At 45.8% G+C, this 13,420-nt stretch carries 12 protein-coding genes; 1 reads left to right on the top strand and 11 read right to left on the bottom strand.

Features of this window, described 5'->3' with window-relative positions; genetic code table 11:
- The first annotated feature begins 20 nt into the window (after positions 1 to 20).
- Positions 21 to 209: a 50S ribosomal protein L28 gene (rpmB, locus tag NSS87_RS12440; RefSeq protein ID WP_036686205.1), complete on the top strand. Its 189-nt coding sequence runs from the start codon at positions 21 to 23 to the stop codon at positions 207 to 209.
- A gap of 108 nt (positions 210 to 317) precedes the next feature.
- On the opposite strand, the gene spoVM is transcribed toward rpmB, so the two are convergent.
- The 11 genes from spoVM to coaBC form a co-directional block, all read right to left on the bottom strand.
- Entirely contained in the window at positions 318 to 398 is an 81-nt protein-coding gene (gene spoVM / locus NSS87_RS12435) for a stage V sporulation protein SpoVM (RefSeq protein ID WP_020431362.1), read from the bottom strand.
- A gap of 176 nt (positions 399 to 574) precedes the next feature.
- Positions 575 to 1,240: a ribulose-phosphate 3-epimerase gene (gene rpe, locus NSS87_RS12430; protein ID WP_060622282.1), complete on the bottom strand. Its 666-nt coding sequence runs from the start codon at positions 1,238 to 1,240 to the stop codon at positions 575 to 577.
- Between the two features lie 3 nt (positions 1,241 to 1,243).
- A complete protein-coding gene (gene rsgA / locus NSS87_RS12425; protein ID WP_339247453.1) occupies positions 1,244 to 2,149 on the bottom strand; it encodes a ribosome small subunit-dependent GTPase A in 906 nt (301 codons plus the stop codon).
- Positions 2,150 to 2,249: 100 nt separating this feature from the next.
- Positions 2,250 to 4,517 (bottom strand): Stk1 family PASTA domain-containing Ser/Thr kinase, encoded by a 2,268-nt coding sequence (gene pknB, locus NSS87_RS12420; protein ID WP_339247452.1) that lies wholly within the window; start codon positions 4,515 to 4,517, stop codon positions 2,250 to 2,252.
- The gene (locus NSS87_RS12415; protein WP_042187392.1) at positions 4,517 to 5,290 is read right to left on the bottom strand and encodes a Stp1/IreP family PP2C-type Ser/Thr phosphatase; all 774 of its coding nucleotides are present in this window, start codon (positions 5,288 to 5,290) and stop codon (positions 4,517 to 4,519) included. The genes pknB and NSS87_RS12415 overlap by 1 nt, the downstream gene beginning before the upstream one ends.
- A 6-nt stretch (positions 5,291 to 5,296) precedes the next feature.
- Entirely contained in the window at positions 5,297 to 6,337 is a 1,041-nt protein-coding gene (gene rlmN, locus NSS87_RS12410) for a 23S rRNA (adenine(2503)-C(2))-methyltransferase RlmN (RefSeq protein WP_042187390.1), read from the bottom strand.
- Between the two features lie 151 nt (positions 6,338 to 6,488).
- Positions 6,489 to 7,883 (bottom strand): 16S rRNA (cytosine(967)-C(5))-methyltransferase RsmB, encoded by a 1,395-nt coding sequence (gene rsmB, locus NSS87_RS12405; protein WP_339248539.1) that lies wholly within the window; start codon positions 7,881 to 7,883, stop codon positions 6,489 to 6,491.
- Positions 7,884 to 7,960: 77 nt separating this feature from the next.
- Complete coding sequence (fmt, locus tag NSS87_RS12400; RefSeq protein ID WP_339247449.1) at positions 7,961 to 8,896, bottom strand: methionyl-tRNA formyltransferase; 936 nt, start codon at positions 8,894 to 8,896, stop codon at positions 7,961 to 7,963.
- A gap of 4 nt (positions 8,897 to 8,900) precedes the next feature.
- Positions 8,901 to 9,386: a peptide deformylase gene (gene def, locus NSS87_RS12395; RefSeq protein WP_042126884.1), complete on the bottom strand. Its 486-nt coding sequence runs from the start codon at positions 9,384 to 9,386 to the stop codon at positions 8,901 to 8,903.
- An 84-nt stretch (positions 9,387 to 9,470) separates the two neighbouring features.
- Positions 9,471 to 12,002 carry a primosomal protein N' gene (priA, locus tag NSS87_RS12390; protein ID WP_339247447.1) on the bottom strand — a complete coding sequence of 844 codons (2,532 nt, stop codon included), beginning with the start codon at positions 12,000 to 12,002 and terminating at the stop codon, positions 9,471 to 9,473.
- Positions 12,002 to 13,237 (bottom strand): bifunctional phosphopantothenoylcysteine decarboxylase/phosphopantothenate--cysteine ligase CoaBC, encoded by a 1,236-nt coding sequence (gene coaBC / locus NSS87_RS12385; protein WP_339247444.1) that lies wholly within the window; start codon positions 13,235 to 13,237, stop codon positions 12,002 to 12,004. Before coaBC ends, priA begins: the two co-directional genes overlap by 1 nt.
- Positions 13,238 to 13,420: the final 183 nt, after the last annotated feature.

The following is a 13,420-nucleotide window of genomic DNA, read 5'->3' as shown; positions in this document are numbered from 1 at the left end:
GGAATAAGGAGGTGTAATCTATGTCCCGCAAATGTGCAGTAACAGGCAAGAAACCGAGCAGCGGCAACCACGTGTCTCACGCCAATAACCGCAACCGTCGTTCTTGGGGAGTTAACGTTCAGAAGGTCCGTATCCTCGTGAACGGTAAACCAAAACGCGTGTACGTCAGCACCCGTGCTTTGAAAGCCGGTAAAGTTGAACGCGTTTAGTCTTTTGCAATTTTAAAGACCGAGCGATCACTCATATGAAGCAAAAAGCACCCTTTACATTTGTAAGGTGCTTTTTTTCATGTTTTCTTTTCTGTTCCAAGCCCAAGATCAACTCTTCTGAAATGTGTTCAAAATCGCTTTAACAAAACCTCCCAAAAACCTTGGCAGCTTAAACGTGTAAAATTTCATGGTTTACCCTCCCATCAATTCATGCCGTACGCAGGAGACTTTCTTCTTGTTCTAACGGTAACGTACTGCAGTCCTCCCTGCCAAAACAAAAAAGGCTACATGAGATTTCTGCTCATGTAACCATATTTATGCGTCGAGGACTTGGCCTATACCTTTAGTCGTAATAGCCTATTTTTTTAACGAAGTGCCGCTTCCGCTGCTTCTCGAATCTCAAGGATCGCTGCAGCACGATCACTCCGGCCAAAAACTGCATTTCCTGCAACCAAAACATCCGCTCCTGCACCGACAACCAATGGCGCTGTAGCTTCCGAAACACCACCATCGACTTCAATAAGTAGATCTGGATTGACTTCATTCGCCCATTCTCTAATTTGAGTAATTTTGCGCAAAGTGTTAGGAATGAATGCTTGACCTCCAAAGCCAGGATTGACGGTCATCACGAGAACCATATCCACATCCTCAAGCACCTCACGCACCGCTGATGCCGGAGTGCCAGGATTAATAGCTACTCCTGCCTTAAGACCCAATTCCTTGATCTGATGCACCACACGGTGTAAATGAACGCAAGCCTCAGCGTGAACAGTAATCACACTAGCGCCTGCGGCAGCAAAATCAGAAATATAACGTTCTGGAGACTCAATCATTAAGTGAACGTCTAGTGGAAGCTTGGTATGTAACGAGACCGCTTTTACGATTGGTGGACCAAGCGTTATATTCGGCACAAAATGACCGTCCATTACATCCACATGGATCCAATCCCCGCCACTGACCTCAGCTTCTGCTACCTCTGAACCTAAACTTGCGAAATCGGCAGACAATATAGATGGTGCTATTCGTATCATGACTTAGTACCTCCGCTTTTTATCTTTCATTTCATTAAAAAATAATTTGTAATGTTCATACCGGCTATCAGCGATATTCCCAGCTTTCCATGCCTCGATGACTCGGCAGCCTGGTTCATGCTGATGACTACAACCACGGAATTTACAATCCCCAGCATAGTTTGCAAATTCACGGAAACAAGTAGAGAGCTCTTCAACCCCAAGCTCAAGAAAATCAAGTTGACTAAAACCAGGGGTATCCGCTACAAAGCCGCCCCCGCCAATATCCATCAATTCTACATGGCGGGTAGTATGACGACCACGGCCCAGACGTAAGCTGATCTCACCTGTCTCCAGTTTAAGTCCTGGCACAATACGATTCAATAAGGTCGACTTTCCTACCCCAGATTGTCCGGCAAATACACTAATACCACCAGTAAGCCGCTCTCTTAGTTCATCACTGCCAGCTCCTGTAATTGAGCTTGTAACCATCACTTCATAACCAATATCTTCATAGAGCTCTTTAACATACTTAGTGGCTTCACCATTATCATTAGCCAAATCCTGTTTGGTCAGAACGATTAAAGGTTCCAGTCCCGAGTGCTCTATATGAACTAGGAACTTGTCCAATAGATTCAGGTTCATATCAGGTTCCCGCACAGAAAATAATAGAACGGCAAGGCTTACATTCGCTACAGGTGGACGAATTAACTCAGATTCTCTAGGGAGAAGCTCATCCACCATCCCTTCACCATGCTCAGTCAGCATATAGATCACGCGGTCACCTACAAGAGGAGCGATCCCCTTTTTCTTAAGTATACCTCGGCCTCTGCATTGAACTGAAACTTCCTCTGTTGCAATTAATCCTTTACGAAGCGGTTTTACGTAATAATATCCGCTTAACGCCTTTACTATTATTCCTTCAGGCATACATAGTGAGCCTTCCTCTCCTGATTTTGCGAAAATGACCCAAGTTTGAACATCCCCGGGTCACTTCGCTGCCACAACTATTCAAGCACTTCTGTCCTGATTAGTTATCGCTTTTATCTTTAGATTTGTCTTTGTTTTTATTATTATGCTTGTCACCATTTTTATTACTGTTCTTGTTGTTACCACTATTGGTCGATTCATTATTCACCGAATTGTTAGTAAGGAATCCCGTCTGATTGGCTGATCCAGTATTAGTAGACCCTTCGTTGTCTGAACTTGGAGGCAGGATCTCAGGCTCAATGGTCGGTTCAGCAGTAGGTGTAGGATCTATCGGTGTCTGAGTCGGCTGCGGAGTCGGAACCGTCGGTGGTTCAGGTTCTTGCACCGTGCCATTCTTCGCATCAATATATGGAATCACATAAGTGTCTAAAAGCACACCATCTCGGGTAACAATAACAGAGCCATCTTTATTCGGAGCAAGCACTAGATTAACGGACAGCACTTGGCTCTTTCCAATGGTACGCGTTCCCCAATCTTGTTTCTCACCATTATTGCGCGCATCAACGAACTCAATTCGAATCTTGCTCTTCTTTCCATCCTGTGCAGGAGCTACTGGTACATTAAAGGTATAATTCAGGGCTTCAGGTGGATAACCTGTACTTAAGTAAATCGTAATCGCTGTTCCAGGTGGAACAGAGGTACCTTTCTCATAAGCCCAAGTTTTCGTTACCTTACCTTCATCAACTGTGAAGCTGGATTCTTCCTTTACATCTCCGAGAACCAGTTTGGATTCTTCCAAAAGCGCCTTAGCTTCACTCTCCGTCTTACCGATGAGGTCTGGCATCGTGACACTTTCTTCTCCTTTACTAACGTAGAGGGTGATTGAAACCGTCTCAGGATCAAACTCGCTGTCAAAGGCTGGGTCTGATTTTACAACCTTACCCACCGCCGTATTTTCATCGAAGAGAGGTTCATTCTTAATTTGATTTTGAGGTACACCCTTTGCCATCAGCGCTTTAACAGCTTCGTCGAAAGTGTAATTCGTTACATCTGGCATCTTAGTTAATGGTTTCGCCGTATTCACAGTTAGTATTAGGGAGGCTCCCTTTTTCACTTTGGCGTCCTTTTCCCTACTTTGCTTCATGACCACATTTTCTTCGAAATTCGGACTGTAGTCATACAGTATAGGATCAGCAACCTCAAGCCCCAAATCCTCAAGTTCAGTCTTCGCTTGTTCCAGCTGTTTACCGACCACGTAAGGAACCGATACCTCAGGAACAACTAATTGGGATTTAACGTACCACACGAGACTGGCCATAGCCAGCAGTAACACTAAAGTTAAACCAATCCATAATGCAGGTTTAGTCCATTGTTTTTTACCTTTTTTCACAGGTACCGGATCGTCATCATCATCTTCATCATTATCCATCCGGTCGTGGCGATGATTACGATTTCCATTGCTTCTTTGGATCGGTTTAATCGCTGGTATTACCCGCGTTCGATCCTCGTCTTCCTCATCGTTAAAAAGAACTTTTGCTTCACTACGGCGCTCAGGCAACAAGCAGGTTTCTAAATCCTGCAGCATTTGCTTTGCAGACTGATAACGCTCTTCCGGATTTTTACGCATCGATCTTAGAATTACATTCTCAACGCTTTGCGGAATAAGTGGATTTATGAGCCTTGGCTCTTCAAACTCTTCTTGCAGATGCTTTAGAGCTACGCTAATCGGACTCTCCCCTAAGAATGGAAGACTTCCGGTAAGCATTTGATAGAGTACAATCCCTAATGAATACAGGTCGGATTTCTCTCCTGTTGAGACACCTTTGGCATGCTCTGGTGAGAAATAATGAACGGAACCTACTACAGAGCCTGTCTGAGTAATGGTAGTAGATGTTACCGCACGAGCAATACCGAAATCCGTTACCTTCACCCGGCCATTGCGCCCGATCAATATATTATGTGGTTTAATATCCCGATGAATAATTTGATTCTGATGAGCGTGATCAAGTGCATCACAGATTTGTGAAGCGATCCTTACGGACTCGTCAACCTGTAATGGCGCTCGTTCTTTTATAATTTCATTAAGATTCTTGCCCTCAATATATTCCATGACAATATAATGAATTTCGTCTTCTTGTCCTACATCGTAAATACTAACCACATTCGGATGAGACAAAGATGCAGCTGATTGCGCCTCACGCCTAAAACGGCGGATAAATTCCTCGTCATGAACAAATTGATTACGCAATACTTTGATGGCGACGTTTCGGTTTAAAAGAATGTCATGTGCTCTATAGACGAGCGCCATTCCACCTCCGCCGATCCGTTCGATGACTTGGTAACGGCCGCCCAGTTCGTGACCGATCATCAATCCCACTCCTTTGTTTCGGGCACAGCGGCCTCTCCATGATGTTCTAACAAAGCGACGCTAATATTATCGCCGCCGCCAGCAAGCAGTGCCAACTGAAGTAAGCGGTCCGCTCTTTCCTCTAACGGTATCTCATGTATTCCCGCTACCTTGCCCAAATGCTCATTGTTAACAAAATTACTTAAACCATCACTGCAGAGAAGCAAAAGTTCCCCAGGTAGCAGGGTAACAGGGGCTAAATCAACCAGCACCTCAGCATCTGTTCCAAGTGCTCTCGTCAGCACATTCCGTCTCGGATGATTATCTAATTCCTCCACACTGATCTGACCGTTCTTGAACAGCTCATTGACTAGCGTGTGATCTTCGGTTAATTGAACTGCTGCACTGTCCTTTATTAAATAGGCTCTGCTGTCTCCGATATGGCCAATATATCCGTTTGAACCATTCATCAGGGCAGCAACGACAGTAGTACCCATATTGTGGTACTTATCGTTGCTGGAAGCCTCCTTGAAGACAGTGCTGTTAGCTTCCAAAATAGCAGCTGATAACGCATCACGCAGTGCTTCGTCCTGAAGCTCAGGCAGGAGCCCGTCTAGGGTATTCCTCATCGTCTCCAAAGCAAGCCTGCTCGCGGTTTCACCAGCCTGATGTCCACCCATCCCATCGGCAATTATGCCGAGTGTATAACCGTGGCGCGTCGCGCCGATCCAGACCGAATCCTCATTGACAGAGCGCACTCGGCCAATATCGCTGGCATGAACTGTTCTGATCAAATATCCTCACCCCAACTCCATATGTTTGGCACGCAGCTGTCCGCATGCGGCCGCGATATCATGGCCTTGCTCACGGCGAATGGTAACATTCACGCCGTTGTCAGCCAAAATACGTTGAAACTCAAAGATATCATTGCGTGAAGTACGTACATATTTCCGCTCTGGCACGTGGTTTACTGGAATCAAATTGACGTGGCACAGCATGTTCTTAAGCACACCTGCTAATTCCTCAGCATGCTCCGGCTGATCATTCACCCCGCCGATCAATGCATACTCAAAGCTGACCCGTCGCCCCGTCTTAGCTTGATAATAACGTAAAGATTCAATCACATCATCAAACGGAAAGCGGCGGTTAACTGGCATTAGCTTCGAACGCAGTTTGTCGTTAGGTGCATGAATCGAAATCGCCAAATTTATTTGTGTATCTTCTTCTGCAAATTTATAAATGCTCGGCACAATCCCGCTAGTGGAAACAGTAATATGCCGTTGTCCGATATTTAGACCTTTCTCATGAATCATAAGACGCAAGAATCTCATTGTTGCATCATAGTTCTCAAACGGCTCACCAGTACCCATGATAACAATACTGCTGACACGTTCACCCCGCTCATCCAAGATCTGTTGAGAGCGTACAACCTGAGCTACAATTTCACCCGCTGTCAAATCACGTTTCAATCCACCAAGCGTAGAGGCACAGAAGGTACAGCCGATTCGGCAGCCTACTTGAGTTGTTACACAAACGCTATTTCCATAATTATGTTTCATGATAACTGTCTCGATCGCATGATCATCATGCAATCCAAACAGGAATTTTACTGTTCCATCTTTCGATTCCATTTTAGTAATCTCAGTGAGCGCTGCAATGGAGAATTGCTCGTTCAGCTTCTGACGAAGTCCTTTAGACAAATTGCTCATGGATTCGAAGTCACTTACACGTTTTACATACAACCAATCAAAAATCTGTCCACCACGAAAAGCAGGCTCACCGTTATCTTTCGCCCACTGCTGTAACTCTTCTAAAGAAAAATCATATATTAAAGGTTTCATTATTATTAGCACCTGTTCTTTCATAAGGATATGCGTATTATTTCTCATTCTTCCTATTTTAACACAAATTTCAGAGACGGTAAAAGAAATAGCCCGCCGTACGTTAGCCCGGCGGGCGGAAGATACAACGATTGTCAGTAAATTTGCTATATTACAAGACTCTTTGAAGCTTGGAGATATAGAACCCATCACTGCCATAATGATGTGGCAATAACTGAATCCCCTCACCTGCAGCCAGCGCAGTACCTTCCAATCTCCCCCACAGCGGGGAAGCAAATGTTATAGAAGTGAAATCAGGATTTTGCTCCAAAAAAGCAGCTACAACCTCACTATTTTCCGTTTGTTCAGTCGTACAGGTACTATAAACCAGAACACCACCCGGTTTCAACAGTTTAGAAACCGACTGCAGCAGCTGACCCTGCAGTGATGCTACACTTACAACATCCTCAGGCTGCTTACGCCATTTGAGATCTGGCTTACGGCGGATTACACCAAGCCCAGAGCAAGGCGCGTCCAAAAGAATTCTATCGTAGGAATGATGCTCTAAGGTATGCTCCAGCTCCAGTGCATCTGCACTGCCTGTTACTACGCTTTCGAGACCTAACCGTGCAGCTTGATCCGAGATAAGCTTAGCTTTATGTGGATGCAGATCGTTAGCGAAAATAGATCCTTCATCTTTCATCAGCTCGCCCATGTGGGCCGTTTTGCCCCCAGGCGCGGCGCAGCAATCAAGCACTCTCATTCCAGGCTCAGGTGCAACAGCTTCAGCTACAAGCATGGAGCTTTCATCCTGAACAGATAGATATCCATCCCGGTACCAGGATGAAAGAGCCAGATTACCTCCGCCTTTTACAACAATACCATAAGGACTTACTTCAGAAGCAGAAGCTTGCAGACCTTGTTCAATCATCTGACTCAATAGGGCTTCACGGCTAATCATCGTAGTATTTACGCGTACACTGACAGCGGGTGGCTCATTGTTAGCAGCGCAAATAGCTTCCGCAGTGTCAACACCATACTCCGTAATCCAGCGCTTCACTAACCATATAGGATGGGAATAGTGAATAGATATCCGCTTCGCAGGACCCAATCCATCAGGTATTATCGGCAGATTTCCAGCGCGCAGCACACTACGAAGCACGCCATTAACCATGCCCGAAATTCCTTGATGGCCCTTTTTCTTAGCTATATTAACAGCCTCGTTTACAGCTGCATGAGATGGTATGCGATCCAGGTACATAATTTGATATAAGCTTAGACGCAGTAAATTACGCACCCAAGGCTGTAATTTAGCGATCCCTTTGCTAACAAATTCCTCGAGCACATAATCAAGTGTATTCATCCGAGAGATGGTACCATAGACAAGCTCTGTAACTAGTCCAGCATCTTCTCTGCTGAGTGCAGACTTCTGCAGACTGCTGTTCAGCAATAAGTTGCTGTAAGCCCCTTGTTGTTCGACTTTAACCAGGATATCGAGAGCGATATCGCGGGCAGAAGCTGTAGCAGCTTTACCTTTATTTCCGCTACCGCCCTTTTTACCACTCACTGCTTTATGATCGTTAATATTTTTATTGCCAGAGCTATGACTTACTCCTGATCGGCCCGCACCGTTACCGCCCGCGCTCAACCTAGCACCGTCCCTGGTTTCATGACACCGCCACGGCTAAAATCCGCAGCGCTCATCGCTTTTTTACCCGCAGGTTGAACCGTAGTTAGCAGCAGACTTCCGTCTCCTGTCTTAACCTCGACACCATGTTCAGTGACCGAAAGTACCGTTCCTGGCGCACTATCAGTTGATTTCTGCTCAGCAGGAATTTTTGAAGCCCATACTTTGAAGGTCTCTCCATTCCAAAGCGTAAACGCACCGGAAAAAGGTACTAATCCACGAATTCGATTATAGTTATCACGTGAGCCAGCGTTCCAATCCAAACGCTCATCCTCACGATTTAGGTTAGGAGCAAAGGTCGCTTGACTGTCGTCTTGCGGAGTCGCTTGAACAAGGCCGTTTACTAATCGCGGCATTTCAGACTTCAAAAGATCACGTCCAGCAAGGCTAAGCTTCTCGAACATCGTGCCGGAAGTATCCTCATCCTCGATAGCCACCTCGACGCGTGAGATCATATCTCCAGTGTCAAGTCCTTCAGCCATATACATCAAGGTAACGCCGGTAACCTTCTCACCGTTAATGATACTACGTTGAATCGGTGCGCCACCCCGGTATTTAGGAAGTAGTGAACCATGAACATTCACACAACCATTACGCGGCAAATCCAATACAGCTTTAGGCAAAATTTGACCATAAGCAGCTGTAACAATCAGGTCAGGCTCATATACAGCTAGCTCTGCGACAGCCTCAGGTTTGCGCATCCGTTCAGGCTGGAGCACAGGTAAACCGAGGGATAATGCGGCTTCTTTAACTGGTGAAGGAGCCAAGATCTTTTTACGTCCTTGCGGTCGATCTGGTTGGGTGACGACTGCTACAACTTCATAGCCTTCATCCATCAGCATTTGCAAGCTTGGTACCGCAAAGGCTGGGGTTCCCATGAATACAATCTTCATATCCTCACTCCTCAGTCTCATTGCGTTCAGCTGTCATCTCGTATACTTTCTCAGCGATATCGGTAAACAGTACTCCGTTCAGATGGTCAATCTCATGTTGAAAAGCCCGTGCAAGTAAACCACTGCCGGTAATGGTAATTTCTTTTCCCTCACGGTTAAGACCACGTACGGTTACTGTCTCTGCACGGCGTACATCACCATTCAATCCGGGAATACTAAGACATCCTTCAGGTCCTAGCTGCTCCCCTTCTGTACCGATGATTTCCGGATTAATCATTTTGATAAGCCCGTGCTCTTCATCTGCATCCACCACAATTAGGCGCTTCAAAATACCAACTTGCGGAGCTGCCAGCCCTACACCTTCAGCGTCATACATCGTATCAGCCATATCATCTAACAATTTTTTAACATTAGGTGTAACTACAGTTACTTCTTTTGCTATTTTGTGCAACACTTCATCCGGTTCCTTAACGATCATACGTATCGCCATTAAAAACACCTTCCCGTTCTGTACATCTCTATATTTAGAGTTTATTGATCTAGCTCTTTTTTTACATTGTAACATGATAACGATTTACATCAACATTTGCGGATCAACATCAATGCTGATCTGAAGCCCTGTATCCCGTACAGAATCCTCCAACTCCTCAGCCACTTGTCGAACAAGCCCTATCACATCGATGGCGCCGCGCCATTTTATCATACATTGGAATCTATATCTACCCTTTAAACGAGGGATTGGAGAAGCTACGGGACCTAACAGATCTAGTACATCCGTGGTTAGCTTATCTAGACTCCCATACCATCTTAGATTTCTGGCCTTCCCCTGCAGATTCATAGCGTAATTCTCTGCCATCCGGAGTAGTAGCGGTAACTGCTCATGGGATAATGTAACGAGTATCAGTCTGCAATAAGGTGGATAATGTAGCCCTCTGCGATGCTTCAGCTCTTCCCTTACAAAAGAGAGATAGTCATGCCCGCTAGCATGAATAATAGAATAATGCTCTGGTGTATAGGACTGAACAACGACCTCACCCGGAAGCTGATGCCGACCTGCTCTTCCAGCAACTTGTGTAAGCAATTGGAAGGTCTTCTCCGCTGCACGAAAATCGGGCAGGTTCAACGCTGAATCTGCTGTAATTACGCCAACAAGAGTTACGTCTGGAAAATCCAAACCTTTTGCTACCATCTGAGTGCCTAGCAGAACATCCGCTTTTTTGTCTCTGAATTGATTCAGCAGCTTCTCATGCGAACCTTTTTCTGTCGTTGTATCCACGTCCATACGAATCACCCGTATCCCAGGAAACAACTTACCAAGCTCTTCTTCCACCCGCTGCGTCCCCGTTCCGAAGAACCGGATATGCTCACTTCCACACTCTGGACAAAGCTTAGGTGCCGGTTCAGCATGACCACAATAATGACAACGCAAATTGTCACTACGACTATGGTACGTTAATGAAATATCACACTCGGGGCAGCCTGCTACATATCCGCAACTCCGGCACATAACAAACGTCGAGAAACCTCTACGGTTAAGCAATAACACGGTCTGTTCTCCACGTTCCAGTCTTTCAGCCAATGCAGCATGAAGCTTTCGACTGAACATTGAGCGATTACCTTCTTTAAGCTCTTCCCGCATATCCACGACATTTACCTTCGGTAGTTCGTTACCAAGCGCGCGGGTAGGCATCTCTAGAAGGACTGGTGAAAAATGAATATCACTCTGCGCTCTAGCAGCATGATAGCTTTCTAACGAAGGCGTGGCGGAGCCTAAAATCACGGCTGCCCCACACTGTTCGGCTCTGCGAATCGCTGCATCACGGGCATGATATTTCGGATTTTCCTCCTGCTTATATGAGGTTTCATGCTCTTCATCCATAATAATCAAACCTAGGTTAGAGAACGGGGCAAACACCGCTGAACGGGCGCCAACGGCAACCGTAGCCTTTCCTTCACGGATTTTGCGCCACTCATCGTAACGTTCGCCAACAGATAATCGGCTGTGCATTACCGCGACACCACTTCCGAAGCGCCCTTTAAAGCGCTCCACCATCTGCGGCGTTAATGCGATTTCCGGGACGAGCACTACGGCCTGTCTACCCTGATCCAGACAACGTTTGATACATTGCAAATAGATTTCTGTCTTACCGCTCCCCGTAACGCCATGTAACAGAAAAACTTCATGGAGCTGTTCTTCTAGCGTTCGTGAAATACGTGTGTATACAATCTCTTGTTCTGCTGTAAGTGGCAGAGGCGTAGTAGGCTTAAAATCACGTCCTTGATAAGGGTCGCGATAGACTTCGATTTCACTGATTTCGATAAAGCCTTTTTCCTCTAAACCCTTCACGGTACTTGCCGTCACTTGAAGTGCAGACAAGACTTCCTTAAGCGCCATTGGGAGTGTAGCTTCCCTTTCAATCAGAAAGCTAAGCACTTCCTTCTGTCGCGCGGACTTTTTGGGGAATTTATTCAACGCCTCACGAGCAGCCGTAATCCCTATCGCAAGATCTACTGCTTTCAGCTTCTTCTTGCCCATTTTATCTTTAATCGATTGGCTCTCTACAAGAACTCCACGTCTTAGCATGAACTTCACCGTCTCCGCAGCCTCCGGAAATGCACGGGTGAGCTGCTTCATGGAAACTTCGCCATTACGTCCGATAAACTCAGTAATTAGTCGTTCCTCATTCCCTGTATCTGCAAACATAGGGAATAATTCATCATCAGAAAATGCTGCATCTTCTTCCACATTTCCTAGCGAAATCAGTCGTTCTGCCTTCCCTTTTAGAGCAGTGGGCAGCATCGCTTGCAGGGCTGAAATTCGTCTGCATGCATATCTTTTACTCATCCAGTCCGCTAGCTCAACTAATTCAGGAGATAAAGGTGGAAGCAAATCCAGCACCTCTTGAATAGCCTTAAGACCAGGATTCACTACTGTTTCACCTGACTCCAGAGAAACGACAAAGCCTTGCACCGTGCGGTGTCCAAACGGGACCGCTACTCGGCTGCCCACTTCAATCCATAACTTTAGTGATTCTGGAATACTATAATCAAATGGCCGGTCAGTGCTGCGTACAGGCACATCCACAATGACCTTGGCAATATCCATTATAATGAAGGTCCAGTAATCCGCTCTGCCACGAGCGTCAGCAAGCGGCGAGCGACCTCATCCTTAGACAATTGTGGCAATTCGAGCACCAATCCATCTACATCATAAATCGATACAATATTCGTATCCGATCCGAATCCGGCTCCTGCAGCCGCTACATTGTTTGCAACAATGAGATCGCAGTTTTTGCGGACTAGCTTGTCCTTTGCATAAAATTCTGTGTTTCCCGTCTCCGCAGCAAAGCCGATCAAGAACTGCTTGTCTTTGTTCTTACCTAGCGTTTCCAGAATATCCGTTGTTTTTATAAGCTCAAGAGTCAGTGTATCTCCACTTTTTTTAATTTTGGATGGCTCACTTTGCTTAGGCCGGTAATCCGATACAGCAGCCGCCTTGATCATGATATCGCAGCTATCCCACTGCGCAGTAACCGCATCGTACATCTCTTGTGCAGATTGAACACGAATGACATTCATATCCGGGTCCTGCGGAGGCGCTTCATCTGTTCGCGCAGCAATCAAGGTAACCTCAGCACCCATTGCACGTGCAGCACGTGCCAATGCAAAACCCATCTTACCGGAGGAATCATTAGAGATATAGCGTACCGGATCAATCCGTTCTACTGTACCACCAGCTGTGATGACGATCTTTTTACCCTTGAGGGGACTAGACTTCACACTTTCTTGCAACGCAAAAAAATCCTCAACATAACTTACAATAGTCTCCGGTTCCTCTAAACGTCCTTTACCCACGTAACCACATGCCAGCAGACCTTCTCCAGGCTCAATAAACTGAATACCTCGCTTAGCGAGGGTATCCAAATTGCTAAGTACAGCGGGATGCTGATACATATGAACATTCATAGCCGGTGCTACCATTATAGGTGCAGTAGTAGCGAGTAACGTTGTGGATAACATATCATCCGCAATTCCGTGCGCCATTTTAGCAATAATATTAGCAGTTGCTGGTGCTACTATCACAAGGTCCGCCGAATCAGCCAAATCAATATGCGAGATGGAAGATGGGTCCCGTTCCTGGAATGTATCGCTATATACTCGTTGCTTCGACAGTGACTGTAGAGTTAATTCTGTAATGAACTGCTTTGCCGAAGCTGTCATAATGACATGAACCTCGGCTCCTTTTTGGACAAGCTTACTGGTTAGGGCTGCTGCTTTGTAAGCGGCAATTCCCCCTGTAATCCCAAGTAAAATAGTCTTCCCCTTCAAGCTCTTCAACATGATCTCCCCCCTGTTCCCTTCTCTTACAACGAATGATCTATTTCTTAAACTTCTTATATTTTGAGAAAAAAATAACAACCTTCCGGTTGTCAGAAACAGCCCGGTCTTGGGCTATCAGCATTCATTAAAGACCCATAATTGCTCCATAACCCAAGAAGAAACGGCATCGCCTAATAACAAATA

It is taken from the genome of Paenibacillus sp. FSL F4-0243 (assembly GCF_037963295.1).
Taxonomy (GTDB): domain Bacteria; phylum Bacillota; class Bacilli; order Paenibacillales; family Paenibacillaceae; genus Paenibacillus_AQ.
Note: the sequence above shows the minus strand (reverse complement) of the source record. Positions and strands in the feature narration are given on the sequence as shown.

What these genes read in the sequence shown, in the direction of transcription:
- def (WP_042126884.1), bottom strand. Translation starts at nt 9,386, where the DNA reads ATGGCGATACGTATGATCGTTAAGGAACCGGATGAAGTGTTGCACAAA.
- pknB (WP_339247452.1), bottom strand. Translation starts at nt 4,517, where the DNA reads ATGATCGGTCACGAACTGGGCGGCCGTTACCAAGTCATCGAACGGATC.
- spoVM (WP_020431362.1), bottom strand. Translation starts at nt 398, where the DNA reads ATGAAATTTTACACGTTTAAGCTGCCAAGGTTTTTGGGAGGTTTTGTT.
- rsgA (WP_339247453.1), bottom strand. Translation starts at nt 2,149, where the DNA reads ATGCCTGAAGGAATAATAGTAAAGGCGTTAAGCGGATATTATTACGTA.
- fmt (WP_339247449.1), bottom strand. Translation starts at nt 8,896, where the DNA reads ATGAAGATTGTATTCATGGGAACCCCAGCCTTTGCGGTACCAAGCTTG.
- rpmB (WP_036686205.1), top strand. Translation starts at nt 21, where the DNA reads ATGTCCCGCAAATGTGCAGTAACAGGCAAGAAACCGAGCAGCGGCAAC.
- priA (WP_339247447.1), bottom strand. Translation starts at nt 12,002, where the DNA reads ATGGATATTGCCAAGGTCATTGTGGATGTGCCTGTACGCAGCACTGAC.
- coaBC (WP_339247444.1), bottom strand. Translation starts at nt 13,237, where the DNA reads ATGTTGAAGAGCTTGAAGGGGAAGACTATTTTACTTGGGATTACAGGG.
- rpe (WP_060622282.1), bottom strand. Translation starts at nt 1,240, where the DNA reads ATGATACGAATAGCACCATCTATATTGTCTGCCGATTTCGCAAGTTTA.
- rlmN (WP_042187390.1), bottom strand. Translation starts at nt 6,337, where the DNA reads ATGAAACCTTTAATATATGATTTTTCTTTAGAAGAGTTACAGCAGTGG.